This window comes from Lentzea flava (assembly GCF_014648475.1).
In the GTDB taxonomy this organism is placed as follows: Bacteria; Actinomycetota; Actinomycetes; order Mycobacteriales; family Pseudonocardiaceae; genus Lentzea; species Lentzea flava.
The window spans coordinates 109,471-133,734 of record NZ_BMRE01000020.1 but is presented as its reverse complement, the minus strand read 5'-3'; the positions used below and the strand labels follow the sequence as shown (position 1 = coordinate 133,734).

Here is a 24,264-nt window from a genome sequence, read left to right as displayed (position 1 = left end):
CGGTGACGGCTCGGCGCGCGGGCGGTGACGGCTCGGCGCGCGGGCGGTGACGGCTCGGACTGCAGGTGTGACGCCCGACAGGCCAGCGCGACGGCCCGACAGGCCAGCGTGGCAGCCCGACAGGCCAGCGTGGCAGCCCGGCGGGCTGGCGTGACGGGTCGGCGCGCGGACACGACGAGTCGGCGGCCCGACGTGGCGGACCGGCCGGCCGGCGTGACAGCTCGGCGAGGTGATGTGGCGGGGTCGGCCGGCCGGTGTGACCATGTGCGTCCCCTCGCGCCTTCCTCTTGCGCGGCGAAGATGACCATGGTTTCCGGACATGAACTAGGCGGTGTTGAGCGTGAATGCGGACGAGCTTCACCCGGCCGGGTGACAGGGCTGTGCTGATCCAGCGGGCGGCCATTGCCCTCGTCCAGGTGCTCGGCCTGGCCGTCTGGTTCTCGATGTCCGCGGTCGTGCCCTCGCTGCGGCACGAGTGGGGCATCAGCGCCGGGGCCGCGGTGTGGCTCACGGCGTCGGTGCAGCTCGGGTTTGTCGCGGGGGCGGTTGGGGCCACCGTGCTCAACTTGGCCGACCGGGTTCGGCCGCACCTGTTGCTCGCGTTTTCGGCGGCCGCCGGTGCGGTGTTGACGTTGGTGCTCGGGCTCGTCGTCGACGGGCTCGGTGCGGCCATTCCCCTGCGGTTTCTCACCGGGGTGGCGTTGGCCGGGGTTTACCCGGTGGGCATGAAGTTGATGGCGTCGTGGTCGGAGAGCCGGAACCGGGGGCGGGCGCTCGGGGTGCTGATCGGGGCGTTGACGCTTGGCAGTGCGCTGCCGCACGTGTTCGGGCAGTTGCCGTGGCGCCAGGTGCTCGTCACGGCGGCAGGGATCGCGGTTCTCGGGGCGGTGACCGCGCTGGTGGTCGTGCGGCCTGGGCCGTTCGTCACCGCCACCACCGCGCAGCTCAACCCGCGGTACGCCGTGCAGATGTTCCGCGAGCGCAAGCCGCGGCTGGTCAACCTCGGCTACTTCGGGCACATGTGGGAGCTGTACGCGCTGTGGACGTGGCTGCCCACGTTCCTGTTGAGCGCCAGCGCACCTGCCGGGCTCACCGTGTTCCTCACGATGGGCGTGGCCGGGTCCGCGGGCTGCCTCGTCGGTGGCTGGGCGGCCGACCGGTTCGGCCGCGCGCCCGCTGCCGTGGGTGCGCTTGCGGTGAGCGGGACCTGTTGCCTCCTTTCTCCGCTGGCGTGGGGGACGCCGGTGCTGATCGCGTTCTGCGCGGTGTGGGGCGCCTCGGTGATCGCGGACTCCGGGGTCTTCTCGACGTCGTTGAGCGAGGTCGCCGACCCCCGCTACGTCGGGACGGCGCTCACCGCGCTGACCGCCATCGGGTTCGGGCTGACCGTGGTCAGCATCCAGCTCGTGCCGTTGCTGGCCGAGCTCGTGACCTGGCGCTACGCGTTCCTGCTGCTCGTGCCGGGCCCGGTGATCGGGGCGCTCGCCATGTTCAGGACCAGGTCGTAGTAGCCCTCCGGGTTGTCGGCGCCGGACCGGCCGTCGATCAGCTCCCGCACGATGTCGCAGTGACCCGCGTGCTGCGCGGTCTCCGCCACGACCCGGACGAGCAGGTGGCCGAACGTCGTCCGGCGCTTGTGCTCCGGCCACCACGGCACCGACGCCGGCGCGTCCAGCGGTAACTGCGCGATCGAGGAGTCGCTGTGCTGCCAGGCGAGCCGGTAGAGGTCGAGCAGGTACTCGCGGGTCTCGTCGGGCTTGGCCCACAGGTCGCCGTTCTCCCAGACCGACTTGTCCTCCACCCACGGCAGCGTGACCGGCGCGGGACGGCCGACGCTGTCGCCCAGGTAGCCGAACTCGATGCCGATCAGGTGCTTCACGAGACCGAGCAGGTTGGTGCCGCTGGGCACGAGCGGCCTGCGGACGTCGTACTCGCCCAGTCCGTCCAAAGAGGACACGACGGAGTCGCGGGAGGCCTGGAGGTAGTGGCGGAGATCATCAGCGGTCATGGTTCGACAGTAGCGACGGGGTCTGACAATTTCTGGAAGCCTCGACGCCGTGCAGAAACTCATCCTCGCCGCCGTCATCGGCGCCTCTCTCGTCACCACCGCCGTCCCCGCCCAGGCCGGCACCACCCACAGGACGGCCGCCGGGTGGCTCGCGAGACAGATGGCCGACGGCGAACGGCTGGAGACCGAGTTCGGCGGCGTCAAGTACCCGGACCACGGCCTGACCATCGACGCGATCTTCGCGTTCGCCGCCGCGAAGGTCGCCGACGACTACTCCGACCGCGCCATCGCCTGGCTGGCCAAGCCCGAGAACAAGGACGCCTACCTCGGCATCGGCGGTGAGGCCTACGCGGGCGCGCACGCCAAGCTCGCCGTCGCGGCCCGCGTGAAGGGCAAGAACCCGAAGGACTTCGGCGGCACCGACCTGATCGCCGGGCTGAAAGCGCTGCAGGCACCGTCCGGCCGCTTCTCCGACCGCTCGCAGTTCGGCGACTTCTCCAACGCCTTCACCCAGTCCTACGCCCTGCTCGCGCTCCAGAAGGACACCAGGGGCGCCGACTACCTCGCGAACAGCCAGTGCCCCGACGGCGGCTTCCCCGTCACGTTCGAGGCCTCGCCGTGCGTGAGCGACGTCGACGCCACCGCGATCGTCGTCCAGGCCCTGCGCGCCCAGGGCAGGCCGACCGGCAACGCCGTCACGTGGCTGAAGTCGAAGCAGCAGGCCGACGGCGGTTTCCCGAGCGCACAGGGCGGTTCGAACGCCAACAGCACGGGGCTCGCGGCCCAGGTGCTGAGCGGCACGCCGGCGGCCAGGGCCCGCGGCTACCTGAAGTCGCTGCAGGTCGGCTGCACCGGACAGGAAGCCGACCGGGGCGCCATCGCGTTCGACGCGTCGGGCTTCACCAAGGCCAACGCACCCCGCGCGACCGCCCAGGCCGTGCTGGGGCTGACCCGCGCGAACCTCGCGACGCTGCGCAGCGGCGGGCCGGACGGAGCGCCCCAGCTGGCCTGCTGAAAAGTTCCGCACGATCGTTCGTTGTTTAGGACAGAGGCTGACCGCAAGCCTTCATAGAGTTCTTCTCGTCGGGACAAACGAACGAAGGACAAGAGCGATGACCACCACCGAGATCCTCACCGGCGAGCGCGCGGACCTCCTGGAGACCCTGCGGCAGCACCGCTGGTTCCTGACGTTCACCGCGCAGGGCCTCACCGACGAGCAGGCCGCGTCCAGCCCGACGGTCAGCGCGCTGTCGATCGGCGGTCTCATCAAGCACGTCACGGCGGTCGAGGAGAACTGGGTCAGGTTCATCGAGCAGGGCACCGAGGCCATGGCGTTCGACCCCGAGTCGGACACGGCCCACGCCGACCACGAGGCCAACTTCAGGATGGCACCGGGCGAGACGCTGGCGGGCCTGCTCGAGCGGTACCACGAGGTCGCGGCCTACACCGACCGGCTCGTCGAGACGGTCGACCTCGACCTCTCGCACCCGCTGCCCGCGGCCCCGTGGTTCCCCGAGGGCAAGACGTGGTCGGCGCGGCGCGTGTTCGTGCACATCGTGGCCGAGACCTCGCAGCACGCGGGCCACGCCGACATCATCCGCGAGACGATCGACGGCCAGAAGACCATGGGTTAGGGACGCGGGGAGCTGAAGGTCGCGAGGAACTGGTCCCGGAAGTCGCTCATCCGCGACACCGGGGCCGATCCAGAAGGCCTGATGCCGTCGTCCCACTTCCAGGCCTCGACCCTGGACAGCACGGCCGGGTCCTTGGCGACGATGGTGATCGGCACGTCCCGCGAGGCTCCCTCGCCGGTCACCATCTGCGCCGGCTGGTGGTCGCCGAGGAACACCAGCACCAGGTTCTCGTCGCCGTACCGCTCGACGTAGGAGATCACCGACTCCAGCGAGTACGAGATCGAGTGGCCGTAGTCGGCGCGCACGGCGGCGGGGTCGCGGCCGAAGATGGACTCCGGCGGGTCGTTCGAGGCGGGCATCGTCCGGTAGATCGAGCCGTCGCCCAGCGCGGACCAGTCGACGAAGTCGGGCGTCGGTGACCACGGCGCGTGCGAGGACACCATCGGGATCGCCGCCATCACCGGCTTGTGTTCACCCGAACGCTCGGCACGTTGGAACGCCTCCAACGTGAACTGGTCCGGGGTCGTCGCGTAGCCGAACCGCGGCCCGGTGTACCCGAGGTCCTGCGCCTGGTAGATCTCGTCGTAGTGGAAGAAGTCGCCCTCCGGCCACGCCTGCGTGATGCCGGGGACCACGCCCACCGACCGCCACGACGCCTCGCGGAACGCCCGCGGCAGCGTCAGCCGGTCCGACGCCACGAGGTTGCGGTAGCGCTGCTGGTTGTCGATCCACAGCCCGGACAGCAGCGTCGCCTGCGCCATCCAGCTGCCGCCACCGGCCGTCGGCGAGGTCAGCAGCGCCGACTTGGCCGTGTACCCGGCGGCCTTCAGCCGCTGGTTGCCCTGCGCCAGCTTCGCGGAGACGTCGGGAAGATCCAAAGCGGACTTCCCGTAGCTCTCCACGAACGTGATGACGACGTCCTTGCCCTGCAACGAGGACAGCAGCCCAGGCTGGCCGCGGTACGCGTCCACGGACGCCTCGGCGGCGAACGCCTCCTGGTCCTTCAGCCCGGCCTGGAAGCGCCGCGCGTGGTCCACCAGCGACGTCGCCGCGGCGTCGGAGTACACCGGAACCCCGGGCACGGCAAGGGAAACACACGCCACGACCGCCAGCGCGACGGCGCGGATCGCGACCGGGCGCCGCCGGGCGGCGACGGAGCTGAGCCGCAGCACCGACAGCGAGGCCAGCGCCACGATCCCGACGACCAGGGCCACGGCGGCCAGCACGGCGAGGACCGAGGCGGCGCGGCCGAACGTCACGTCCACGAAGTCGACGGCCGGCGCCAGCAGCGGCCAGTCCAGGACCAGGTCGAACGGCCGGTACAGCACCATGTCGAAGCCGATGTCCATGATCTTCACGACCGTGAACAACCCCAGTGCGACACCGCCCGCGATCGCGAAGGGCTTGCGGATCCGGTCCGGCAGCAGCACCAGCACCAGCACACCGATCAGACCTTCGAGCGGCACCCGCAGGAACGCCTCGAAGGTGAACTTCTCCAGGTCGCTCGGCGCGATGAGCACGAACAACACGAACAGCCCCGCCAAGACCGTGGCCGTCCGCCGCAGCAACATCTTCACCGAGAATCCCCTTTCCTGACCTATGAGGTAAACGCGGCACGACCCGCGCCCGGTTCAACTGCACTACCATCGAGCCCGTGACCCGCCCGCACGTTCTGCTGAGCGTCGCCGTCAGCCTCGACGGCCACATCGACGATCGCGGCACCGAGAGGTTTCCGCTTTCCAACGCCGAGGACTTCGATCACGTCGACCGGATGCGCGCGGAGTCGGACGCGATTCTGGCCGGGGCCGAGACACTGCGGCGCGACAACGCGCGGTTGCTCGTCTACAGCGACGAGCGGCGCGCGCGGAGAATAGCGGAGGGCAAACCGGAGTACCCGCTGCGGGTCACCGTCACGAGAAGCGGGCAACTGGACCCTGATCTGCTGTTCTGGCACTGCGGGGGCGCCCGGCTGGTCTACACGGCAACGACCCCGACCACGGTGGACCACCTCGCCGAAACCAGAACTTTCAGCGATTTCTCAGAAATTCTGGACGATCTGGGCGCACGCGGCGTGAGAAAGCTCATGGTCGAAGGCGGCACGAGTATTCACACGGCGTTCCTCAAAGCGGGACTCGTCGACGAGATCAGGGTCGCGGTCGCGCCGATGCTGATCGGACAGGCGACGGCCCCGCGTTTCGTGAATCCCACCGAATTCCCCGGCGGACCGGCTCGCCGATTCCACCTGGAGGACGTCACGAAAGTCGGGGACGTCGCCGTGCTGCGCTACTTCCCGAAAATCACTTCCGCACCAGCCTGAGCAGACCGAGGATCTGCTCGCGGCGGTAGGCGGCGATCACCAGCGCCCACACCATGAAGATGATCGGCAGCACGGCGGCCTTGAAGCCGCCGTTCGTCACGAGGAAGAGCTCGGTCAGCGCCGCACCGCCCATGATCCCGGCCAGGGCCAGTGCCGCGATGCCGCAGACGCGCGGGATCAGCAGCCCGATCGCGGCGGCGATCTCCAGCACACCGGTGAAGTAGCGGAACCACTGGCCGAAGCCGATGTCGTCGAACTTCGCGACGAACTGGTCGGTGAAGAGCGCGTAGCCGTTCATCACGAACTGCACGGCGAGCACGATCTGCAGGATCCAGACGACGATGTTGCCGATCTTCGCCGCGGTTGAGGTCTGCTCAGACATGGCGGGATCCTCCCACCGAAACACTGGCGTTGCGCCAGAGCCAAAGGACATCGCGACCGAACGACCACACGAGCGAGGCCAGCGCGAGACCAACGACGACCGGCGCGAACGGGACCAGGCCGGACGCCGCCACGACGAGGAAGATGCCCTGCACCGCGGCCACGACCTTGCGCGCGTAGCTGGCCGGCAGCGGTGCGTTCATCCACCGGAAGCGCCACGACGCGGCCACGAACACGTACCGCATGAGCCCGATCGCGAGCGCCCACGGCCCCAGCTGCACGGCCACGTACGCGCTCAGCACCAGGATCAGGAACGCGTCGACCTCCATGTCGAACCGGGCACCCAGCGCGGTCGACGTGCCGGTGCGGCGAGCGACCTGACCGTCCACCCAGTCGAGTGACAGTGCGACCGCCGCGAGCGTCACGACCAGCGCGACCGGCACGTCCTGGCCCGCACGGTCGGCGACCAGCGCGGTCACGGCGCCGACCATCAGGCCGCGGGCCAGCGTGACCCGGTCGGCGGGCCCCAAAGACGCGGTGCGGTGCCGTTGCATGCCGTAGCCGAGGAACGCCCAGGTCGCGAACCCGTAGGCCAGACCGGCGGCCCAGCCCAGCGGACCGAGGCCGGCCGTGGCACCGACCACGCCCAGCAGGAGTACCTGAGCGGCCGCCCAGGCGGCAGGCTCGCGGACGACAGCGGAGGTCCTGGTGTGCTGAAGTGTGATCATCAGGTGCTCCTGGTGAACTTCGTGCGGCGGAGGTGTTGTGAGTGACACGTACGGCGAGTGCCTTTTGGCTCAATGAATCCGGAAAGGGAGAGGTTCGGCAGGTCGCACTCGCCGAGCCCGGGCCGGACGACGTCGAGGTGCGCACGCTGTTCTCCGGGGTCAGCCGCGGCACGGAGACCCTCGTGCACCGCGGTGCTGTGCCGGAGAACCAGTACGCGGTGATGAGGGCTCCTTTCCAGGAGGGCGAGTTCCCGTGGCCGGTGAAGTACGGGTACCTCAACGTCGGCGTGGTTGAACACGGACCCGAACGACTGCGCGGGCGCACGGTGTTCTGCCTCTATCCACATCAGACTCGTTACGTGGTCCCGGAAACCGCCGTCACGATCGTTCCGGACACGGTTCCTGCCGAGAGGGCCGTGCTCGCGGGCACCGTCGAGACGGCCGTGAACGCGGTGTGGGACGGGCATCCGCTGATCGGCGACCGGATCGCGGTGGTCGGCGGCGGCATGGTCGGGTCGAGCGTCGCGGCGGTGCTGGCGACGTTCCCCGGCGCTCGCGTCCAGCTCGTGGACGCCGATCCCAGCCGCCGGGCGATCGCCGATCGGCTCGGTGTCGGGTTCGCCCTGCCGGACAACGCTCTCGACGGCTGCGACCTCGTCTTCCACGCCAGCGCAACGGAACCGGGCCTCACCACCGCGCTCAACCTGCTCGCACCGGAGGGCCGGGTCGTCGAGCTGAGCTGGTACGGCGACCGGAAGATCGCGGTGCCGCTGGGCGAGTTCTTCCACTCGCGCCGGCTCACGATTCGCAGCAGCCAGGTCGGCACGGTCGGCCGTCCGGACCGCAGCTACGCCGAACGCATGGCGCTCGCGCTCGACCTGCTCGCCGACGACCGGTTCGACGCACTCATCACCGGGCACAGCGCGTTCGAGGAGCTCCCCGACGTGATGCCGAAGCTGGCCAACGGGGAGATTCCGGCGCTGTGCCACCGGATTGACTACGGTCCCGAGAAGAACGGACACAGGCATGTTTCCGAGTGACACCACGGTCGACGTCCGCGACCGGCGCGTGGCCGTGCTCCCGGTCGGCAGCACCGAGCAGCACGGCCCGCACCTGCCGCTGGCCACGGATTCCGTGATCGCGTGGACGATCGCGTCGGAGATCGCCGCGAAGTACCCGGTCCGGCTGCTGCCGCCGATCCAGTTCTCGTGCTCGCATGAACACGCCGACTGGCCCGGCACCGTCAGCATCTCCGCGAGCACGCTGATCTCAGTCATCACGGACATCGCGGACTCTTTGCGGCGCAACGGTGTCACGGGCCTGGTGCTGGTGAACGGCCACGGCGGCAACTACGTGCTGTCGAACATCGTGCAGGAGGGCGAGGGCCTCGCGCTCTTCCCCGGACGTGACGACTGGGCGTTCGCGCGGGAGAAGGCCGGCATCGAAACCCCGGCGTACAGCGACATGCACGCGGGTGAGCTGGAGACCTCGATCCTGCTGCACGCTCACCCCGATCTGATCCGGCCCGGCTACGAGACTTCCGACCACCTGGCGGAGGACCGGCGGCACATGCTCACCCTGGGTCTGGCGCCGTACACGGAATCCGGCGTCATCGGGCGGCCATCCCTGGCGTCAGCGCGCAAGGGCGAGCTCCTGCTCGCGGGACTCGCCGAGTCGTTCCACCACTACCTCGGGCTTTTCGACCTCGGTCCGGCGTGACAGGAACAGCACGACCGCACCGGGCAGTGCCGCGATCAACGCCAGCACGCCGTAGACGATCCCCGTGGTGAAGCCGTGCTGGGCGCCCAGTCCGGCGGCACCGAACGCCACCGCGAGGAACGCCTCGCGCGGCCCGAACCCGCCGATGTTGACCGGGATCGCCATGATCAGCAGAGCCAGCACCACGACCGGCGCGAGCTGCGTGATCGTGGCGTCCGACCCGGCGGCGCGGGCGGCGACCACGAACATCGCCACGTAACCGGCGACCGTGGCGGCCGACAGCCCGACGACCGCGGGCCAGGTCTTGAACGACAACAGCCTGATGCCGTCCGCCAGCGTGTTGACCAGGACCTTCCGCACGGGCTTGACGTGCCAGCCGGTCACCGCAGCGGCCACGAGACCGGCCAGCACAAGTCCGATGGTGGTGCCGTTGGGCGCGACGTCGAAGCCGGGCGCGGGGTGCAGGAGGAGCACCGCCAGCCCGATCCCGATGAGCACCAGCTGCCCGGCGAAGCGCTCGAAGAACACGGCCCGCACACCACGTCCGACATCGCCGGACTCCCGGCCGTGGTTGACCGCGCGGTGCACGTCGCCGAGCACGCCCGCGGGCAGCACGGCGTTGACGAGCAGCGCCCGGTAGTAGTCGCTGACCGCGGTGCGCATGGTCAGCGACAGGCCGAGGCGGCGCGCGACGATCACCCAGCGACCGGCGCTGAGCAGGGTCGTCGCGAACCCGATCGCCAGCGCGGCGGCGACGGAGAACGCGTCGATCGCGCGCAGTCCGTCCACGAACGCCCCGGTGCCCAGGCGCAGGCCCACCGCCACCAGGATCGCCACCGCCAGCAACAGGCGAAGCCACGGCCAGAAACGCTTCATCAGACAGCCCTCGGTATCGCTAGCAGGTCGACGTGGTGGACCACCGCAGAGGCCGTTGACCTGCGACGCAGGTAGTCATCAGCCTCAGCGGCAAGAGCGGGTTCCTGCTCGACCGCCGCACCGACCCAGCCCTTCAGCCATTCGTGCTGGAGAGCGTCGGAGTTCATCCGCCACGGGCTCGAAGCCGTCCGAACCGAAGCGCCGGCTGCCACGAATGCCTCTTCAGCAGCGGCCGGTGCGTCCGGTCCGAGGAGCCGGCGCCCGTCCACGACGCGGCGCTGGTGCGCGTTGAACGCGTCTTGGAAGGCGGCGTCGAGCGGCTCGGCCGGGTCGAACTCGATCCGGCCTGCCACCGAGAGCGTGAACAGTGCGGGCACATGTGCTTCTACGCATGCAACCGCCAGAGCGTTCATCTCGTTGGAAGTGAGCAAGTCGAGCAACGCGGAGCACGTGACCAGGTCAGCGCCCGCGAGGTCAGCGGCCGTGAGTGACGTCAGGTCGCCCTCACGCGTCTCGACGGTGACGTTCTCGATGGCGCTCATGCTGGCCTCCGCCAGCCCGAGCAGCCGGGGGTCGCGGTCGTGCAGCACCCAGTGCTGCACACCGCCGAGCCTCCCGGCGAGCCATCGTCCCATCGATCCCGTGCCACAACCCAGGTCACGGATCGTCAGCCGGTTCCGGTTCACCAGTGTTTCGCGGAGCACATCGACGAGCTCCGTCGAGCGTGCGGCAGCGTCGGCGCTTTCCCGCAGTGCCAGCCATTCCGGCGCGAAGGTCATGGCCGCAGACTAGCCAGCACCCTCCGCAGGTCCTCTGTGGATTCGTCCCAAGTGGACAGACTTGCCCTGCGTCCGAGCGCCTTGGCACGTAGTTCCGCGCGGAATTCCTGATCTTGGAACCACCGCGTCAGTGCAGCTTCCAATGCATTTTCGTCGCCCGGCGGGAGCAGCAGGCCGCCGTCGCCGAGCGCGTCAGGGACAGCGCTCGCGATCACCGGCAGACCGCGGGCGAGCGCCTCCGTGACGACCATGCCGTAGGTCTCGGCGCGCGACGCCAGCACGAACAGGTCCGCATCGGCATATGCCCTGGTCAGAGCCTCGCCGACGAGCGGCCCGCGGAAGCTCACCCGATCATCTGCCGGCAACTGCTCGACGAACGGCCGAACCGGCCCCACGCAGTCGAGCCGCCACTCGTAGTCGATCTTCTGCAGGGCTCTGATCAGCAGGTCGTGGCCTTTTCGAGGTGTGATCGAGGCAACGCAGAGCAGTTGACTGACGCCGTCCGTCCCCGGTGCTCGCGGCGCCGGATCCGTGCCGGGCAGGACCACGTGCACCGTGTCGAGGCCGTGCCTGGTCCTGATGTTGTGCGCGGCCGTGGGGCTGGTCGCGATCACGGCGCTCGCAGCCCTCAGGACCTGGCGTTCCTTCTCGTCGAGCAGAGCGGCCGTCGTGGGATCGAGGCCCGTTTCGTCGGCCAACGGCAGGTGGACCAGCACGGCGAGCTGCAGCCGTCGGGCATGCGGCACGACCACCTCGGGCACGCCGCAGCCGACCAGGCCGTCCAGCAGCACCACGTCGCCGTCCGGGATGGCCGCAAGCGTTTGCTCCAACGCTGTGGTGTCACGCGGACGCGGCCAGTCACCGGCGACGGTCAGGCGGGTGAGCCCTGCTCCGACCCTCAGGTCGTAGACGTTGCCGCCGCTGGGACTGGCCGGATCGTCGACGTCAGCCGGTAGGACGAAGTGCACGTTCGTAGCTCGCCCACGCCACATGGGACTCGTGGAGTGTGACGGCGATCGCATCGATGCCGTGAGCACCCTCACCGAGAGCGCCCTCGGCGATCTTCTCCGCGAGCTGGTCGGCGATGTGTTTCGCGAGGAACTCCGTGGACGTGTTGATGCCCTTGAACTGCGGTTCCTCGTCCAGGTTGCGGTAGTTGAACGCCGCCAGGACCTTGTTCAGCTCCTGCGTCGCGAGTCCGATGTCGACAACGATGTTGTCCGAATCGAGTTCAGCACGTTTGAACGTAGCGTCCACCAGGAACGTTGCTCCATGCAGACGTTGTGCCGGACCGAAGACCTCGCCGCGGAAACTGTGGGCGATCATCACGTGATCGCGGACGGTGATGCTGAACAGGATGACCTCCGCTGTGCGGTCGGGTTACGGTGCGACCTCGCATCCGAGCGTAGATGAACGCTCGGGAGGCGCCAGGTGGACGAGGGGACCCGAGATGTTCGAACAGGCCTTCAACGACGAAGACGTGGCGGAGTCCGACCTGGTGACCCGCCGCGGCACCTTCCGGGCGGTCGCCTTCCGCGCGGACGGCCACGAGCACATGGCACTCGTCTACGGCAAGACGAAGCTGCGCGAGAACGTGCTGGTGCGCATCCATTCCGAGTGCATGACCGGCGACATTTTCGGTGCGATGCGCTGCGAGTGCGGCGAACAGCTGGACGCCGCGCTGAGCACCATCGTGCGCGAGGGCAGCGGCATTCTGATCTACCTGCGCGGCCACGAGGGACGCGGAATCGGTTTGGTGGCGAAGGTCCGCACCCACGTCCTGCAGGACGCGGGCCTCGACACGCTGGACTCGGCGACGTCGCTCGGCCTGCCGGTGGACATCCGCGACTACTCCCCCGCGGCTCGGGTGCTGAAGCACCTGCGCGTGCAGTCCGTGCGGCTGATGTCCAACAACCCGGACAAGATCGCGGCGCTGGAGGAGAACGGGATCTCCGTGACCTCGCGGGTGCCGTTGCTGATGGCGCCGAACACGCACAACATCGCGTACCTGACCGCCAAGCGCGACCGGCTCGGGCACGACCTGCCGCAGGTCGACGAGTTCACGCAGCTGCCGCACGCGCGCTGACCGTTGCTTTCCCAGGATGTGGCGCTCAGAATGGCTCGATGCTGGCGCTGCGAGCGGGGCGTGCGTTCGACGGTGAGCACTCGCTCGCCGGGCCGATCACGGTCCTGATCGAGAACGGCACGATCAAAGCCGTCGAGCGGGGCCATCCGGACATCCCCGGTGCCGAGGTCGTCGATCTCGGCACCGCGACCGTCCTACCTGGACTGATCGACACCCACGTGCACCTCGGCGGGGACGGCGAACTCGGCGCGCTCGAGCGCCTGCCGGGTTACTCGCCGGAGCAGCTGGACGCGGTGATCGAGGAAAGCCTCGACCGGCACCTGCGCGCAGGCGTCACGACCGTCCGCGACCTCGGTGACCACCAGTGGTCGGTGATCGACCAGCGCGACCGGCACCGGCAACGCGTGCTCGGCTCCGGTCCGCCCATCACCAGTGTGAAAGGCCACTGCTGGTCGATGGGCGGTGAGGTGGCCGGCGAGGAGGACCTCCGCAGGGCCGTGCGCGAGCGGGCCGAGCGGCGGGTCGACGTCGTGAAGGTCATGGCCAGCGGCGGTTTCGCCACGCCAGGCACGAACGTCGGCGACTGCCAGTTCACCGAGCACGAGCTCCGCGTGGTGGTCGAGGAAGCCCATTCGCACGGGCTTGCGGTGACCGCCCACGCCCACAGCCTGGCCGCCGCACAGCGGGCCGTCGCCGCGGGCGTGGACGGCATCGAACACCTGACCTGCCTGACCGACCGCGGCATGCAGGTCCCACCCGACCTGCTGGACGCCCTGGCAGAGGCCGAGATCACCGTCTGCCACACGCTCGGCCGCACGCAGGAACCGCCGCCGTTCGTGCAGGAGGCGTGGGAGGAGGCCGGGATGAGCTACGCCGGCAAGGTCAGCATGGCCGGCCTGATGTTCGACCACGGCGTCCGGACCGTGGCCGGCACCGATGGCGGAATCGCACCCGCCAAGGGACACGGCGTCATCGCCTGGTCCGTGGCCGACCTCGTGAAGGGCGGTGTGCCGAACGCGGCCGCGCTGGCCGCCGCGACGAGCCAGGCGGCGAGGGCGCTGAGCGTCAGCAAGGGCGTACTGCGCCCCGGTTGGGATGCGGACATCATTGCCGTGCAAGGAGATCCCATGCGGGACATCTCCGCGCTGCGGCACGTGACCACCGTGATCATCGGCGGTCAGATCGTGACGACGACCTTGCCCCTCGACCGTCGCGTGTAGACGTGGTCGATCGCCTGCAGGGCTTCGGACAACGGGAAAGTCCGGTCCACCGGCGCTTTGATCTTGCCGCCCTCGATCAGCACGCGGAGCTCGTCGAAGACGTCAGCGCGTTCGGTGGACATCAGCGGCACGAACTTCTGCGACACGAACGGGTTCAGCGCGACCGACGCCAGCGACCGCTCGAAACCACCCGTCACCGAACCGCCGGTCTCGGCGCCGACGAGCACGATCCTGCCGCGTGGCGCCGTGGCCTTGCGCAGCCTGGAGAACGGCCGATCGCCGCCGCAGGACAGGATCAGGTCGTACGTGCCGGTGAAGTCCGCCACCGTGTAGTCGACGACCTCGTCCGCCCCCAACGACCGCACCAGCTCGACCTTGCTCGTGCTGCACACACCGGTCACATGTGCGCCGAGGGCCTTCGCGATCTGCACTCCGTACGATCCGACACCGCCACCGGCGCCGAGCACCAGAACCCGTTGCCCCGCTCGCACTCCCCGCAGTCCCTGCAACGCGGTTCCGCCCGAGATCGGCACCGCGGCCGCCTCGGTGAACGAGATCCCCGCGGGCTTGCGCGCCAACTGTTTCACCGGCGCGACGGCGTACTCGGCGAACGCGCCCTTGGCCGTGCCGAACACCTCGTCTCCCGGCGCGAACCCGGTAACGCCTGGACCGATCTGGTTGACCACACCGGAAACGTCCCGGCCCAGCACCGGCGTCTTCGGCGTCCGGAGCCCGAACCCGAAGAGCCGCATCAGGTACGGCTTGCCGGTCAGCAGGTGCCACGTGCCCATGTCGACACCCGCGGCCCGCACCTCCAGCAGAACCTCACCTGGCCCAGGCACAGGCACATCCACGTCACCGAGCACCGCCGATCCATATCTTCGTTGCACGACAGCCTTCACGCGTCTTCCTCCTCCGGGTACTGGAACACCTCTTCTAGCGACACGTGGAACACGCGCGCGATCTTGAACGCGACCTCCAGCGAGGGCGAGTACTTGCCCTGCTCGATGGCGATCAACGTCTGCCGCGTCACGCCGACGGCCTTGGCGAGATCGGCCTGCTTCATCTCGCCGTGCGCGAACCGGAGCGCACGGATGGAGTTCGTCACCTTCGTCGGCTTCACTGCAGGCCCCGCCGGTAAGCCGCGATCCTCGTCAGAGAGCCGAGCACCGCGGACAGCACGAAGGACAGGTAGAGCACGTTGGCGATCCAGAAGTACGGGGCCTCGACCATGGCCAGCACCATCGCGGACACGCCCCCGATCACGACGAACGACTGGCCGACGTGGTCGCCGAACCGGCTGATCTCCCGGTCCCGCTCGTCGCTCTGCAGCCCGTCGTTGCGCGCCGCGATGCCGAACCAGATGCCCGCCACGATGCCGGCGACGATGCCGCCCCCGATCGTCCACAGCATCGCGCCGACGTACGGCGCTTCTGTGAGCGGCCGTCCGTCTGCGCCGTTCAGGACAATCAGTAAGTACACGGCATAACCGACCACGGCGATGACCGCCAAAGCCCACGCCTGCTTCTCCTCGAACGCCATGGTCCCGCTCCTGATGTCAAAGAAACCTGACATGACCAAGGTAAAGCGAAGCGGACACCGTGTCAAACATCTTTGACTTACCTCGTTCTTGATCGACGCGTCCGTATGGCGGTGGCCTCCTCCGATCGGAGGCGTTAGCGTGCGGCACATGCTCCGTCCGATCCTTGTTGCGTGCGCGCTCGCCCTGACCGCGTGCGGCCATGCCGTGACGGCGCAACCACCACAGGAACCCCCGCGGCACACGCCCGCAGCCGCGCCTCTCGTGGCGACCCCCGAGGTCTGCCCGATGCCCGACAGCGGTTTCGACTGCGAGTTCCAGAAGCGCATCCAGAACGCGAAGAACTACGCCGAGACCAGGCCGGGCACCGTCGGCATCGTGCTGCGCGACCGCAAGACCGGGGCGATGTGGCGCAACGACCACGCGGGCGACCTGACGTGGACCGCGTCGACGATCAAGCTCGCGATGATCGTGAACCTGCTGGAGCGCAACAGGTCCGGCAAGATCAAGCTGACCAGCGACGACCGGCGTCTCATGACCGCGATGCTGCACAGCTCCGACGACGACGCGGCGGACGCGTTGTGGAAGCGCTACAGCGGTACGACGTTCAACGCGGCGTTCCCCAAGTACGGAATGACCGATTTGGTGGCACAGCGGGGTTATTCGGCCAACTTTCCCTACTGGGGCTTCGAGAAGTGCACGACGAACGACCTCGACCGGCTGATCAACTACGTGCTGGACACCGTGCCCGCCGAGGACCGCGCCTACATCGTCGGGCAGATGCGCCAGGTCGGCCCCGAGCAGCAGTGGGGCGTCTGGGGTCCCGACTCCGGCACCAAGAACGGCTGGTCGGAGGAGGACGGCGGCTGGGTGATGAACTCGGTCGGGTTCGTCGGGAAGGACGAGCGGTACACGCTCGCGATCATGAACAACCTCAAGGGCGAGGGCGGCTACGACCAGGGCCGCGAGACCGACACGGAGATCACCCGGATCCTGTTCCGCTGACCATCGGCTCGAAGTGGAACGAGCGGATGAAGCAGTCGCGTGGCTGATTCACGGCGAACAACACGCAATCGGCCACGGACTGCGCGGTCAGCACGCCGTCGCGAGGCGCGTTGTCGTCGTTGTCGAAGTCCGGCGGGTACAGCGAGATCATCCGGATTCCCTCCGGCCGCAGCCGTTGCGACATGATCTCCGCGTACCGGCCCTGTCCCGCCTTGGCCGCGTGGAACGCCGCGTGCGCGATGTGGTTCGGGTCACTGCGCGACTCGGCTTCCAGCGACACGATCGTCACGACGTCCGCACGGCCGGAACGACGCAGCAGTGGCAGGAAGTTCTCGGTCGCCAGCACGGTTCCCGCCGATCCGGACAGGATCGTCCGCACGATCGCGTCATCGTCCGCTTCGGACTCCGCGAGAAAAGCCGCGCCGTTGTTGACCAGCACGTCGACGTGGCCGAGCAGCTCTTCCGCCTGCTCGGCGCAGCGCCGGACCGACGCCGGATCGGTGAGATCGCACTGCACCGCGTGTGCCTCTGGCAGTTCGTCGCAGGTGCGTTGCGCGGCAGCGAGTTCGCGAGCCGTGACCACGACCGTCGCGCCCTGTGCGGCGAACCGCCGCGCGATCGTGCGCCCGAAACCCCTGCCACCACCGGTGATCACCACGTTCACACCGGACATGCTGCAACCTCCATCGGAGTGGAGGTCAAGTTGCTAGCGTGATGCGGGTGATCTTCGCGGACCTCCTCGGCCCCGGCCACGTCGCCCGGCAGCGCCTCTGCCGTCCCGGCGAGTCGCTGGTCTGGGCGATGTACCGGCAGACCTACTACTACGCCGTCGACGGCCTCGACCGGCTCGGTGCGCCGGTCCGGTCGTTGTTCGCGCGTGGTGCCTCCGCTGTGGGCCGGGGCGTGGGCGAACTCGCGCTGACGTTCGTCGGTGGCGGCGGCGATTCGGGCAACGACAAGGCCCCCGACCCCGATCACCTGGTGTTCGGGCCCTCCGGCGAGTCGCTCGCCGTCCGCGCCATGTCGGGGGTGGAGCCAGGTGGGCGCCGGGTCAGGTTGTGGGCGCTGACGTCCGAACGGCTGGTGCTCGCCGTGCGGGTCGCAACCCCTGAGGTCTCCCCTGAACCGGCACCGAAGTCGTTGCTGGGCAAGGCGATCGTCTTCGGCAAGGAGATGGGCAAGATCCTCGTGGACAACCGCCGCAAGTTCGGCGAGCACGTCGAGGGCGAGCCGGTCGCCGTGCCGGACTTCCGTGCGGTCGTGGAGATTCCGCGCGCCCAGATCGCCCACGTCCAGGCAGGCCCGTCGCTGCGGGTGCTCCTGGTCGACGGGTCGGGGTTCGAGTTCCTGCTGGAGTCCCCCGCCGTGACTCCCGACGAGACCGTCACGAAGGAACTGACCGAGTTCTGGCTGCGACGCGACGAACGGCTGGTGCTCGGCCTGCCGCCGATCGCCGGCTACGTGGGCGGGATCGTCGGAGGGTCGTTGCGGGTGCCGTGGACCGCGGTCAGCCCGATGCCGCCGCTGGAGCTGGACAAGCTGCGGTGGCCGTTGCCAGCGCCCCCGTCACCGCAGGACTGGATCGACGACCCGACGCTGGGCTACTGGGTCGAAGCACCCACGACGTCGAGCTCCGCGGTGCGGCTGGCCGACCACTTCGCCTTCAGCCGCGGCAACGCCCGCCTGGCCGCGAGCGACCAGCGCGTGGCGGTGGTGTACCCGACGCGGCTGTTCGAGGCCAAGCCCGCCAGCGTCTTCACCACGTTCGCGGAGATCCCGAGCAGCGCGGTGCGGTCGCTGGACACCGTGCACGCCGGCCACAGCCTGCCCGCGCGGCAGGTCGTCAGGCTGACGTTCGCCGACGGTTCGACCCTGCATCTCCGCGCACCGCGCTGACCTTCCACAGTGGACTAGTCGCCGGCGAAGACCGACGGCGGGAACACCAGGCCGGCGTCGACCTGCGCGTCGATCGCGGCGATCGCGGGCTCGATCCCCTTGAACAGGTCCGAGTCCACCGGCACGACACAGCCGGACCGGCCGAAGACGGTGCGGGAACCGTTCCGCGCCAGCACGCCCACGACATCGGCGAACCGGACGAAGTGCCGGGTGCCGCCGTCGACCAGCGCGACCCCGTCGGGCGCGAGGTAGAGCCGCGCCCCGCGGGCCGCGGCGCTGGTCGCGCGAGCGAGCAGAGAGGGCTTGAACACCTTGCCCTGCGGCTGCCACTCCGGCGCGGCGCAACCACCGAGCTCAACCAGCTTGCCGTCCACATCGGACAGTTCCAGCCGCACCCCGTCCGGCACGACGATCAACGCCGTCCGCAACGACTCGGTCAGCGCGGCCGCGACCTGCTCCGGCGTGACCGCGGCAAGCGCCTCCAGCCACTGCGCTGGCGACAGGTAAGGCTCGCCGAGCAACACCGACCGGGCGAACTCGTCGAGGTCCCCGTCGACGAACCGCGGGTCCTCGATCATCTCGCGGAACCCGGCGACCTCGTGCTCGAGCTCCTCCGCGGTCGGCCCGAACGTGGCGAGCTCCCGTGCGGTGTCCCAGAGGATCGACGCGACCTCGGCCTCCTGCCCCTCGCGCGCGTCCACCCAGACGAACCGGTCCGTGCTCGCCGAGTCGGCACTGGCGCGATCACCGTCGACGCCGTAGCTCAGCCCCTTCTCCTTGCGGGCCACCTCGGTGAGCCGGTGGGACAGCACCTGCAGCCCCATCGCGTCCACCGGCGACACCGACGGCCCGCGCAACGACATGCCGACACACGGAACGTCCTCGGCGAGCCACCGCGGCCCGTCCACCGAAAGCGGCGACACGGGGTCGTGCACGACCCGCGGCCCCTCCGGGAGCGGCAGCCGCAGTCCCTCCGGCGGCGGCCCGGTGAGCGTCAGCACGGCATTGCCCCTGGTGAAGAACCTGGCGGCGTGCGCCGTCACCGCCTCGGCCGGAATCCGGTCGTAGCCCGGCCCGTCCCACGGCGCCAGACCAGGCCCGGCGATCCCGTATCGACGCGCCAGCAACACACCCGCGGTCGGGTGGCACCCGGAGGAGCCCTCCGCCGTGAGCACACCGGCTTCCTTCTCGATGCGCGACAACGGCAGATCACTCAACGCCTCGCACACCGCGGCGATGAAGTCCACCAGCTGCGCGGGCTTGCCGGTCGCGAAGAACTTCGTCACCTCGATGTCCACCATCGCGTTGTGCTCGTGGTGCAGACGAGGCAACGTGCTCATCGCCAAGTGCTCGATCAGGTGCGTGACCCCGAGCGTGCGGAACGACTCGTCCCGCACTCCGCACCCGAACGTCAGGGTGGCGATCATCGGCGCAGGCCCCTGCGCCCAGTACACGTCGACGCCGTCGATCACGGTGTGCTGCATCGTCAGCTACCGCCTGCCACCTTGGCCCGAGCAGCCGTGAACAACACGTCCGGCTCGCCGAAGTAGCCCCACGGCCACCGCGCGGCCCGGTCTCCGCTCCTGGCCAGGTGCGCAGCGAACCGCGCCTGGTCGTCGTCGTGGTCGGCCTCGTGGTAGAAGACCGCGAACATCTGGTGCGCCGCAAGAGAGTTCGGCTCGTCGTCGGGACCGGCGAGCAGCCGGTCGGAGGCCGCGTTGACCTCGGCGCGCGCCTTCCCGAGGTAGGTCATCGCCCGCCAGAACCGCTTCAGCAGGTTGCCGTTCGACAGGTTCGCGATGTGCACCTCGATGTGCGCGACCGGCACCAACGACCACAGCGGGTGCCCGTCCGGCAACGCCTCCGTCCGCGCACGCGCGAAGGCGAACATCTCGTCGTGACTGCCGTACCACTTCTCGGCGAGCGTCTGCAGCCGCCGGTGAACCACGCCGAAGACGTCCGGCACCCGGCTCTCCGCCTCGGCGAACACCTTCGCCGCCTCGTCGTCGTGCTCAGGAGCCCCCAGCGCGCCGGGCATCATCGCGCACCACGGCGCGGGGTCGTCCGGGTCCGCCTCCGCCGCGCGCCGCAGCGTCGACCGCGCCTGCCTGGTGAGGTCGACGAGCCCCCGGAACTGGTCGTCCGAGGTGTGCTCGGCATACGCCGCGCCGCGGGCGACCCAGGCCGCAGAGCTCTGCGCGCTGCCGAGCACCAGCAGCCGGTTCACGTCGTCCGGCCGTTCCCGCACCGCGGCACGCAACGCCGGCAACACGGCCGTGCCGGCCGCACCGAGCACCTCGACCGCCAGCGCACGCCGATGCGGCTGCGCTCGCGTGGCGGCGAGCAGGTCGAACGCGGGCGTGAGGTCACCCGACGGCAAGGCCCGCATCGCGCGTTCCAGGTCGTCGTCCGACCAGGCGAGATCCACGTGCGGGGGCAGCTGAGCAGTCACGCGCGGGAAGGTAACACCCGCCTGCCGTCCAATCAGGACCTCGGCGCGAATCGTGACTCAGCACCGATCACACCGCTGCGGTGCCGTCCGCGATGGACTGCCACAGGCACAGCACCGTGCCCTCGCTGTCCTTCACGTACTGCGAGAACCCGTACTCGCCCACGCGTTCCTTGGCGTTGAGGAGCTCACCGCCCGCGGCGGCGACCTTTCCCGCCACCTCGTCGACGTCCGGCACCTCGATGATGAGCACAGGCCCCTGCACGAACCGGGTGCGCGGCGAGATCCCGCCGTCCGCGTCCGCGGGATCGACAGGCTCACCGTCCGTGTCGACGAGCACGTACTCGAACGGCAGCCGCTGCGTCTCCCACCCGAAAACCTCGCGGTAGAAGGCGGTCGCGCGGGTCAGGTCGTCCGCAGGCAGCTCGAACTTCACCCTGCTCATCGCGCGAGGTCCGGCACCTGGGCGACGAGATCCTCCGGCGCGGACAACCGCCACGCCTCGAACACGAGCTCCCCGAGCTCGTCGGCCTCGATGCCTTCGAGGTACACCACGACCCAGCCGAACCCGCCCGCCGTGAACTGCACTTCGAACACGTCCGGTCGTTCGGCCACCAGCGCCTGCTGCTCGGACAACGTCTGCTTGAGCCCGACGGTCTGCGTGCGCGGCCAGAAGTAGCCGAACACCTTGCCCCGCACGCGGAACGTGTCGTACTGCTGGCCGGAGGACCGCTTCACCTCCGCGAGCGCGTCTACGATCTTGAAGAGCTGCTTGCTCGTCGTCGCCACTGCCGACCCCCAAAGCCGAAGGCACGAAGTATAAATCGGTCGGCGGGGTCTGCCGGTGCGGTGCGGCTGCGCTGGGTCAGCACCACGCAGACGACCACCACCGCGGCGGTGGCGAGAGCGGGCCAGCCGACCGGTTCGCCCAGGACCGCGGCGGACCACAGCAGGGTCAGGACCGGCTGGGCCAGCTGGATCTGGCCGATCTTGGCCACGCCGCCCGCGGCCAGGCCCGCGTACCAGGCGAAGAAGCCCAGGAACATCGAGATCAGGGCGACGTAGGCGAAGCTCAGCCAGACGACCGGTGTGGCGCGGGAGAAGTCGGCCGTGAACAGGGAAACCGGGATCGTCACGGGCAGGGAGACGACCAGGGCCCAGCAGATCGTGCGCGCGCCGCCCAGTTCGCGGGAGAGCGCGCCGCCCTCGGCGTAACCCAGGCCGCACAGCACGACCGCGATGAACAGGTAGGCGTCGGCGAGGCTCAGGGAACCCGAGAAGCCGCCGCCGGTCGCCACGAAGGCCAGCACCGCCAGCAGTCCCGCGCCGCTGGAGAGCCAGAACGTCATCGGCGGGCGTTCGGACGCGCGCAGGACGGCCCAGATCGCCGTGGACATCGGCAATACGGCGATCACGACGGCGCCGTGGGCGGAGGTCTGGGTGGTGAGGGCCAGTGAGGTGAAGAGCGGGAAGCCGATCACGATGCCCGCCGCGACGATCACCAGGCGACGGACCTGCGTTGCCGATGGCAGCGGAGCGCGGGATAACGCGAGATAGGCCATCGCGAGGACGGCGGCGACGAGGGCGCGGCCGAACGCCACGAACCACGGGTCGAGTCCGGCCACCGCCAGGCGGGTCGCGGGCAGGGAGAAGCTGAAACCCAGGACGCCCAGCGCGCCGAGTGTTACCCCCGCTGGCACGATAACGTTACTCTTGGCTCTCATGAATGAGGATAACGCAGCTGTCCGCGTTATCGAGGACCTGAGAGCTGCGGCACACGCCGGGCGCGCGGGCGATCGGATGCCGTCGGTGCGCGAGCTGATGGCACGGCATCGAGCCTCGCCCGCGACCGTGCAGCAAGCGATCCAACGGGTAGCGGCCGAAGGGCTCGTCGAGGTGCGGCCGGGGCGCGGCAGTTTCGTCGCCCGGCGGCAGGCCACGAGCGAGCAGGACCTGTCGTGGCAGGCCGTCGCGCTCGGGGAGGGCAGGCCGGGCGAGGATCTCGTGGCGAACCTCGTCGCGGTGCCGAAGCCCGAGGCCATCCCGTTGTCCAGCGGCTACCTCGACCCCGACCTCCAGCCGACCGAGGCGCTCGGGGCCGCGCTCAGCCGGGCGGCGCGCAGGCCCGCTTCGTGGGGGCGGGTGCCGGTCGAGGGCAAGGAGGAGCTGCGCGCGTGGTTCGCCAAGGAGGCCGGTGGTGAGCTCAGGGCCGGAGACATGACGGTGTGCGCCGGCGCCCAGGAGGCGCTGGCGACCGTGTTCCGCGGGCTGGCCGACCGCGGTGACGCGGTTCTCGTGGAGTCGCCGACGTACCTCGGTGCCATCGCGGCCGCGCGCGACGCGGGGCTCAAGGTCGTGCCGGTGCCGGCGGATCAGGACGGGGTGCGGCCGGATCTGCTGCGGGCCGCGTTCGAACGGACCGGCGCGAAGCTCTTCTACTGCCAGCCGCTGCACGCGAACCCGCACGGCGCGGTGTTGTCGGAGGAACGCCGGCCAGAGGTCGCGCAGATCGTCCGCGGAGCGGGCGCGTTCCTCGTCGAGGACGACTGGGCGCGCGGCTTCACCGTCGACGGTACCGCTCCGCCAACGCTGGCCTCGCAGGACGTCGACGGGCACGTCGTCCACGTCCGGTCGCTGACCAAGGTCGCCGCGCCGGGGCTGCGGGTCGCGGTGATCGGGGCGCGCGGACCGGCCGGCATCCGGCTGAAGAACACTCGGTCCAAGCAGGACCTGTACGTCGCGGGGCCGTTGCAGGAGGCGGCGATCGACTTCGTGACGTCGCCGGTGTGGCGCCGTCACCTGCGCACGCTCCAGCAGTCGCTGCGGGCCAGGCGCGACTTCCTCGTTCGCGCGGTCCGCGAGCACCTGCCCGAGTTCGACATCGCGCCGTCGTCCGGCGGCCTGCACCTGTGGGCGAGGTTGCCGGACGGCGTGGACGACCTGGAGCTGACGGCGGCCGCCGCGGCCCGCGACGTCGTGGTCTTTCCCGGCCGGCCGTGGTTCGCCGCTGAACCGCCGGGCAGTTTTCTCCGTTTGACCTACGGCGGAGCACCTGAGCACGTGCTCGCCGAGGGTGTGCGGCGGCTGGCCGACGCCGTGGCCGCCGTGCGGGGGTGACCGGTTCGGGTGAATGGCATCATTCATTAACTTGACTCGCTCCAGAAAAGGCGGCAAGGTGGTGCCCGTGCCCACGGCTTCCGATTTCGAGCGCATGTTGCGTGGAGTGTCACTGCGCGTGACTGCTCCGCGGATAGCTGTGCTGTCCGCGGTGCACGAACACCCGCACGCCGACACGGACTCGATCATCGGTGTCGTGCGTCAGAACCTCGGCGCTGTCTCTCACCAGGCCGTGTACGACGTGCTTCGCGCGTTGACCGGGGCCGGACTGTTGCGCCGCATCGAGCCGCAGGGCTCGGTCGCGCGCTATGAGGCGCGCGTCGGGGACAACCACCACCACGTCGTGTGCAGATCCTGTGGCGCCATCGCCGACGTCGACTGCGCTGTCGGCGCCGCGCCGTGCCTGGACGCATCCGACGACCACGGGTTCGTCATCGACGAGGCCGAGGTCATCTACTGGGGCACCTGCCCCGAGTGCACGACCGCCGCGAAAAGTTCCTGAACACCCG

General features: G+C 69.6%; 29 protein-coding genes. 12 read left to right on the top strand and 17 right to left on the bottom strand.

The features are described from left to right. The first annotated feature begins 380 nt into the window (after positions 1-380). Entirely contained in the window at positions 381-1,508 is a 1,128-nt protein-coding gene (locus tag IEZ09_RS23310; protein WP_229812867.1) for an MFS transporter, read from the top strand. Here the strand turns inward: IEZ09_RS23310 and IEZ09_RS23305 are convergent. Next, entirely contained in the window at positions 1,439-2,008 is a 570-nt protein-coding gene (locus IEZ09_RS23305; RefSeq protein WP_189255856.1) for a DinB family protein, read from the bottom strand. The two genes, IEZ09_RS23310 and IEZ09_RS23305, sit on opposite strands and share 70 nt — an antisense overlap. Positions 2,009-2,057: 49 nt before the next feature. On the opposite strand from IEZ09_RS23305, the gene IEZ09_RS23300 reads away from it, so the two are divergent. Together IEZ09_RS23300 and IEZ09_RS23295 are read left to right on the top strand one after the other, a co-directional pair. Continuing rightward, positions 2,058-3,023, top strand: coding sequence for a prenyltransferase/squalene oxidase repeat-containing protein (locus IEZ09_RS23300; RefSeq protein WP_229812866.1), 966 nt, complete (start codon positions 2,058-2,060; stop codon positions 3,021-3,023). Positions 3,024-3,120: 97 nt separating this feature from the next. Further along, positions 3,121-3,642: a DinB family protein gene (locus IEZ09_RS23295; RefSeq protein ID WP_189255855.1), complete on the top strand. Its 522-nt coding sequence runs from the start codon at positions 3,121-3,123 to the stop codon at positions 3,640-3,642. Here IEZ09_RS23295 and IEZ09_RS23290 read toward each other — a convergent pair. Beyond that, positions 3,639-5,213: a sulfatase-like hydrolase/transferase gene (locus IEZ09_RS23290; RefSeq protein ID WP_189255869.1), complete on the bottom strand. Its 1,575-nt coding sequence runs from the start codon at positions 5,211-5,213 to the stop codon at positions 3,639-3,641. The two genes, IEZ09_RS23295 and IEZ09_RS23290, sit on opposite strands and share 4 nt — an antisense overlap. Positions 5,214-5,296: 83 nt before the next feature. Between IEZ09_RS23290 and IEZ09_RS23285 the strand changes: the two genes are divergently transcribed. Further along, the gene (locus IEZ09_RS23285) at positions 5,297-5,959 is read left to right on the top strand and encodes a RibD family protein (protein WP_189255854.1); all 663 of its coding nucleotides are present in this window, start codon (positions 5,297-5,299) and stop codon (positions 5,957-5,959) included. Here IEZ09_RS23285 and IEZ09_RS23280 read toward each other — a convergent pair. Both IEZ09_RS23280 and IEZ09_RS23275 read right to left on the bottom strand, forming a co-directional pair. Then, the gene (locus tag IEZ09_RS23280; protein WP_189255853.1) at positions 5,940-6,341 is read right to left on the bottom strand and encodes a DoxX family protein; all 402 of its coding nucleotides are present in this window, start codon (positions 6,339-6,341) and stop codon (positions 5,940-5,942) included. The genes IEZ09_RS23285 and IEZ09_RS23280 overlap by 20 nt on opposite strands. Then, positions 6,334-7,068, bottom strand: coding sequence for a CDP-alcohol phosphatidyltransferase family protein (locus IEZ09_RS23275; protein ID WP_189255852.1), 735 nt, complete (start codon positions 7,066-7,068; stop codon positions 6,334-6,336). Before IEZ09_RS23275 ends, IEZ09_RS23280 begins: the two co-directional genes overlap by 8 nt. Before the next feature lie 41 nt (positions 7,069-7,109). Between IEZ09_RS23275 and IEZ09_RS23270 the strand changes: the two genes are divergently transcribed. Together IEZ09_RS23270 and IEZ09_RS23265 are read left to right on the top strand one after the other, a co-directional pair. Further along, positions 7,110-8,108: a zinc-dependent alcohol dehydrogenase gene (locus IEZ09_RS23270; protein WP_189255851.1), complete on the top strand. Its 999-nt coding sequence runs from the start codon at positions 7,110-7,112 to the stop codon at positions 8,106-8,108. Continuing rightward, on the top strand, positions 8,095-8,787 hold the full coding sequence (locus tag IEZ09_RS23265; RefSeq protein WP_189255850.1) for a creatininase family protein: 693 nt from the start codon (positions 8,095-8,097) through the stop codon (positions 8,785-8,787). The genes IEZ09_RS23270 and IEZ09_RS23265 overlap by 14 nt, the downstream gene beginning before the upstream one ends. Here IEZ09_RS23265 and IEZ09_RS23260 read toward each other — a convergent pair. The 4 genes from IEZ09_RS23260 to IEZ09_RS23245 are packed head-to-tail and all read right to left on the bottom strand — an operon-like array spanning position 8,701 to position 11,798. Next, positions 8,701-9,663 (bottom strand): lysylphosphatidylglycerol synthase transmembrane domain-containing protein, encoded by a 963-nt coding sequence (locus tag IEZ09_RS23260; RefSeq protein ID WP_189255849.1) that lies wholly within the window; start codon positions 9,661-9,663, stop codon positions 8,701-8,703. The two genes, IEZ09_RS23265 and IEZ09_RS23260, sit on opposite strands and share 87 nt — an antisense overlap. Next, positions 9,663-10,442: a class I SAM-dependent methyltransferase gene (locus IEZ09_RS23255; RefSeq protein WP_189255848.1), complete on the bottom strand. Its 780-nt coding sequence runs from the start codon at positions 10,440-10,442 to the stop codon at positions 9,663-9,665. The genes IEZ09_RS23260 and IEZ09_RS23255 overlap by 1 nt, the downstream gene beginning before the upstream one ends. Next, positions 10,439-11,434, bottom strand: a complete 996-nt coding sequence (locus tag IEZ09_RS23250; protein WP_229812865.1) for a glycosyltransferase family 4 protein — start codon at positions 11,432-11,434, stop codon at positions 10,439-10,441. Before IEZ09_RS23250 ends, IEZ09_RS23255 begins: the two co-directional genes overlap by 4 nt. Further along, positions 11,388-11,798, bottom strand: coding sequence for a 6-pyruvoyl trahydropterin synthase family protein (locus tag IEZ09_RS23245; protein ID WP_189255868.1), 411 nt, complete (start codon positions 11,796-11,798; stop codon positions 11,388-11,390). Before IEZ09_RS23245 ends, IEZ09_RS23250 begins: the two co-directional genes overlap by 47 nt. Positions 11,799-11,892: 94 nt before the next feature. On the opposite strand from IEZ09_RS23245, the gene ribA reads away from it, so the two are divergent. Together ribA and IEZ09_RS23235 are read left to right on the top strand one after the other, a co-directional pair. Continuing rightward, positions 11,893-12,528: a GTP cyclohydrolase II gene (ribA, locus tag IEZ09_RS23240; RefSeq protein WP_189255846.1), complete on the top strand. Its 636-nt coding sequence runs from the start codon at positions 11,893-11,895 to the stop codon at positions 12,526-12,528. A gap of 38 nt (positions 12,529-12,566) precedes the next feature. Beyond that, on the top strand, positions 12,567-13,748 hold the full coding sequence (locus IEZ09_RS23235) for an amidohydrolase family protein (protein ID WP_189255845.1): 1,182 nt from the start codon (positions 12,567-12,569) through the stop codon (positions 13,746-13,748). Here the strand turns inward: IEZ09_RS23235 and IEZ09_RS23230 are convergent. From IEZ09_RS23230 to IEZ09_RS23220, 3 genes are read right to left on the bottom strand one after another with little or no spacing between them, the layout of a single operon-like run. Next, positions 13,706-14,650 (bottom strand): NAD(P)-dependent alcohol dehydrogenase, encoded by a 945-nt coding sequence (locus IEZ09_RS23230; protein ID WP_189255844.1) that lies wholly within the window; start codon positions 14,648-14,650, stop codon positions 13,706-13,708. The genes IEZ09_RS23235 and IEZ09_RS23230 overlap by 43 nt on opposite strands. Then, on the bottom strand, positions 14,647-14,814 hold the full coding sequence (locus IEZ09_RS23225) for a helix-turn-helix transcriptional regulator (RefSeq protein ID WP_189255867.1): 168 nt from the start codon (positions 14,812-14,814) through the stop codon (positions 14,647-14,649). The genes IEZ09_RS23230 and IEZ09_RS23225 overlap by 4 nt, the downstream gene beginning before the upstream one ends. A gap of 53 nt (positions 14,815-14,867) precedes the next feature. Continuing rightward, positions 14,868-15,290 (bottom strand): hypothetical protein, encoded by a 423-nt coding sequence (locus IEZ09_RS23220; protein ID WP_189255843.1) that lies wholly within the window; start codon positions 15,288-15,290, stop codon positions 14,868-14,870. A 148-nt stretch (positions 15,291-15,438) separates the two neighbouring features. Here IEZ09_RS23220 and IEZ09_RS23215 point away from each other — a divergent pair, with 148 nt between their 5' ends. Then, positions 15,439-16,293 (top strand): serine hydrolase, encoded by an 855-nt coding sequence (locus tag IEZ09_RS23215; protein ID WP_189255842.1) that lies wholly within the window; start codon positions 15,439-15,441, stop codon positions 16,291-16,293. Here IEZ09_RS23215 and IEZ09_RS23210 read toward each other — a convergent pair. Next, complete coding sequence (locus IEZ09_RS23210) at positions 16,271-16,966, bottom strand: SDR family oxidoreductase (RefSeq protein ID WP_189255841.1); 696 nt, start codon at positions 16,964-16,966, stop codon at positions 16,271-16,273. The two genes, IEZ09_RS23215 and IEZ09_RS23210, sit on opposite strands and share 23 nt — an antisense overlap. A 47-nt stretch (positions 16,967-17,013) precedes the next feature. Between IEZ09_RS23210 and IEZ09_RS46670 the strand changes: the two genes are divergently transcribed. Beyond that, positions 17,014-18,189: a hypothetical protein gene (locus IEZ09_RS46670; RefSeq protein ID WP_229812864.1), complete on the top strand. Its 1,176-nt coding sequence runs from the start codon at positions 17,014-17,016 to the stop codon at positions 18,187-18,189. 14 nt (positions 18,190-18,203) lie between these two features. Here the strand turns inward: IEZ09_RS46670 and IEZ09_RS23200 are convergent, their stop codons facing one another. From IEZ09_RS23200 to IEZ09_RS23180, 5 genes are all read right to left on the bottom strand, one after another. Then, positions 18,204-19,673 (bottom strand): M16 family metallopeptidase, encoded by a 1,470-nt coding sequence (locus IEZ09_RS23200; RefSeq protein WP_189255840.1) that lies wholly within the window; start codon positions 19,671-19,673, stop codon positions 18,204-18,206. Between the two features lie 2 nt (positions 19,674-19,675). Further along, on the bottom strand, positions 19,676-20,641 hold the full coding sequence (locus tag IEZ09_RS23195) for a hypothetical protein (RefSeq protein ID WP_189255839.1): 966 nt from the start codon (positions 20,639-20,641) through the stop codon (positions 19,676-19,678). Between the two features lie 67 nt (positions 20,642-20,708). Continuing rightward, complete coding sequence (locus IEZ09_RS23190; RefSeq protein WP_189255838.1) at positions 20,709-21,083, bottom strand: VOC family protein; 375 nt, start codon at positions 21,081-21,083, stop codon at positions 20,709-20,711. Further along, positions 21,080-21,427: an MmcQ/YjbR family DNA-binding protein gene (locus IEZ09_RS23185; protein ID WP_189255837.1), complete on the bottom strand. Its 348-nt coding sequence runs from the start codon at positions 21,425-21,427 to the stop codon at positions 21,080-21,082. Before IEZ09_RS23185 ends, IEZ09_RS23190 begins: the two co-directional genes overlap by 4 nt. Further along, positions 21,391-22,338 carry a DMT family transporter gene (locus tag IEZ09_RS23180; protein ID WP_229812863.1) on the bottom strand — a complete coding sequence of 316 codons (948 nt, stop codon included), beginning with the start codon at positions 22,336-22,338 and terminating at the stop codon, positions 21,391-21,393. The genes IEZ09_RS23185 and IEZ09_RS23180 overlap by 37 nt, the downstream gene beginning before the upstream one ends. Before the next feature lie 22 nt (positions 22,339-22,360). Between IEZ09_RS23180 and IEZ09_RS23175 the strand changes: the two genes are divergently transcribed. Together IEZ09_RS23175 and IEZ09_RS23170 are read left to right on the top strand one after the other, a co-directional pair. Continuing rightward, on the top strand, positions 22,361-23,755 hold the full coding sequence (locus IEZ09_RS23175) for an aminotransferase-like domain-containing protein (protein WP_189255835.1): 1,395 nt from the start codon (positions 22,361-22,363) through the stop codon (positions 23,753-23,755). 67 nt (positions 23,756-23,822) lie between these two features. Further along, positions 23,823-24,257: a Fur family transcriptional regulator gene (locus IEZ09_RS23170; RefSeq protein WP_189255834.1), complete on the top strand. Its 435-nt coding sequence runs from the start codon at positions 23,823-23,825 to the stop codon at positions 24,255-24,257. The last annotated feature ends 7 nt before the right edge of the window (positions 24,258-24,264 follow it).

Excerpts from the sequence above, each read along its gene's own strand:
- IEZ09_RS23305 (WP_189255856.1), bottom strand. The coding sequence starts at position 2,008 with ATGACCGCTGATGATCTCCGCCACTACCTCCAGGCCTCCCGCGACTCC.
- IEZ09_RS23295 (WP_189255855.1), top strand. The coding sequence starts at position 3,121 with ATGACCACCACCGAGATCCTCACCGGCGAGCGCGCGGACCTCCTGGAG.
- IEZ09_RS23290 (WP_189255869.1), bottom strand. The coding sequence starts at position 5,213 with ATGTTGCTGCGGCGGACGGCCACGGTCTTGGCGGGGCTGTTCGTGTTG.
- IEZ09_RS23280 (WP_189255853.1), bottom strand. The coding sequence starts at position 6,341 with ATGTCTGAGCAGACCTCAACCGCGGCGAAGATCGGCAACATCGTCGTC.
- IEZ09_RS23275 (WP_189255852.1), bottom strand. The coding sequence starts at position 7,068 with ATGATCACACTTCAGCACACCAGGACCTCCGCTGTCGTCCGCGAGCCT.
- IEZ09_RS23265 (WP_189255850.1), top strand. The coding sequence starts at position 8,095 with ATGTTTCCGAGTGACACCACGGTCGACGTCCGCGACCGGCGCGTGGCC.
- IEZ09_RS23260 (WP_189255849.1), bottom strand. The coding sequence starts at position 9,663 with ATGAAGCGTTTCTGGCCGTGGCTTCGCCTGTTGCTGGCGGTGGCGATC.
- IEZ09_RS23255 (WP_189255848.1), bottom strand. The coding sequence starts at position 10,442 with ATGACCTTCGCGCCGGAATGGCTGGCACTGCGGGAAAGCGCCGACGCT.
- IEZ09_RS23250 (WP_229812865.1), bottom strand. The coding sequence starts at position 11,434 with ATGTGGCGTGGGCGAGCTACGAACGTGCACTTCGTCCTACCGGCTGAC.
- ribA (WP_189255846.1), top strand. The coding sequence starts at position 11,893 with ATGTTCGAACAGGCCTTCAACGACGAAGACGTGGCGGAGTCCGACCTG.
- IEZ09_RS23235 (WP_189255845.1), top strand. The coding sequence starts at position 12,567 with ATGCTGGCGCTGCGAGCGGGGCGTGCGTTCGACGGTGAGCACTCGCTC.
- IEZ09_RS23225 (WP_189255867.1), bottom strand. The coding sequence starts at position 14,814 with ATGAAGCAGGCCGATCTCGCCAAGGCCGTCGGCGTGACGCGGCAGACG.
- IEZ09_RS23220 (WP_189255843.1), bottom strand. The coding sequence starts at position 15,290 with ATGGCGTTCGAGGAGAAGCAGGCGTGGGCTTTGGCGGTCATCGCCGTG.
- IEZ09_RS23215 (WP_189255842.1), top strand. The coding sequence starts at position 15,439 with ATGCTCCGTCCGATCCTTGTTGCGTGCGCGCTCGCCCTGACCGCGTGC.
- IEZ09_RS23210 (WP_189255841.1), bottom strand. The coding sequence starts at position 16,966 with ATGTCCGGTGTGAACGTGGTGATCACCGGTGGTGGCAGGGGTTTCGGG.
- IEZ09_RS23200 (WP_189255840.1), bottom strand. The coding sequence starts at position 19,673 with ATGCAGCACACCGTGATCGACGGCGTCGACGTGTACTGGGCGCAGGGG.
- IEZ09_RS23190 (WP_189255838.1), bottom strand. The coding sequence starts at position 21,083 with ATGAGCAGGGTGAAGTTCGAGCTGCCTGCGGACGACCTGACCCGCGCG.
- IEZ09_RS23175 (WP_189255835.1), top strand. The coding sequence starts at position 22,361 with ATGAATGAGGATAACGCAGCTGTCCGCGTTATCGAGGACCTGAGAGCT.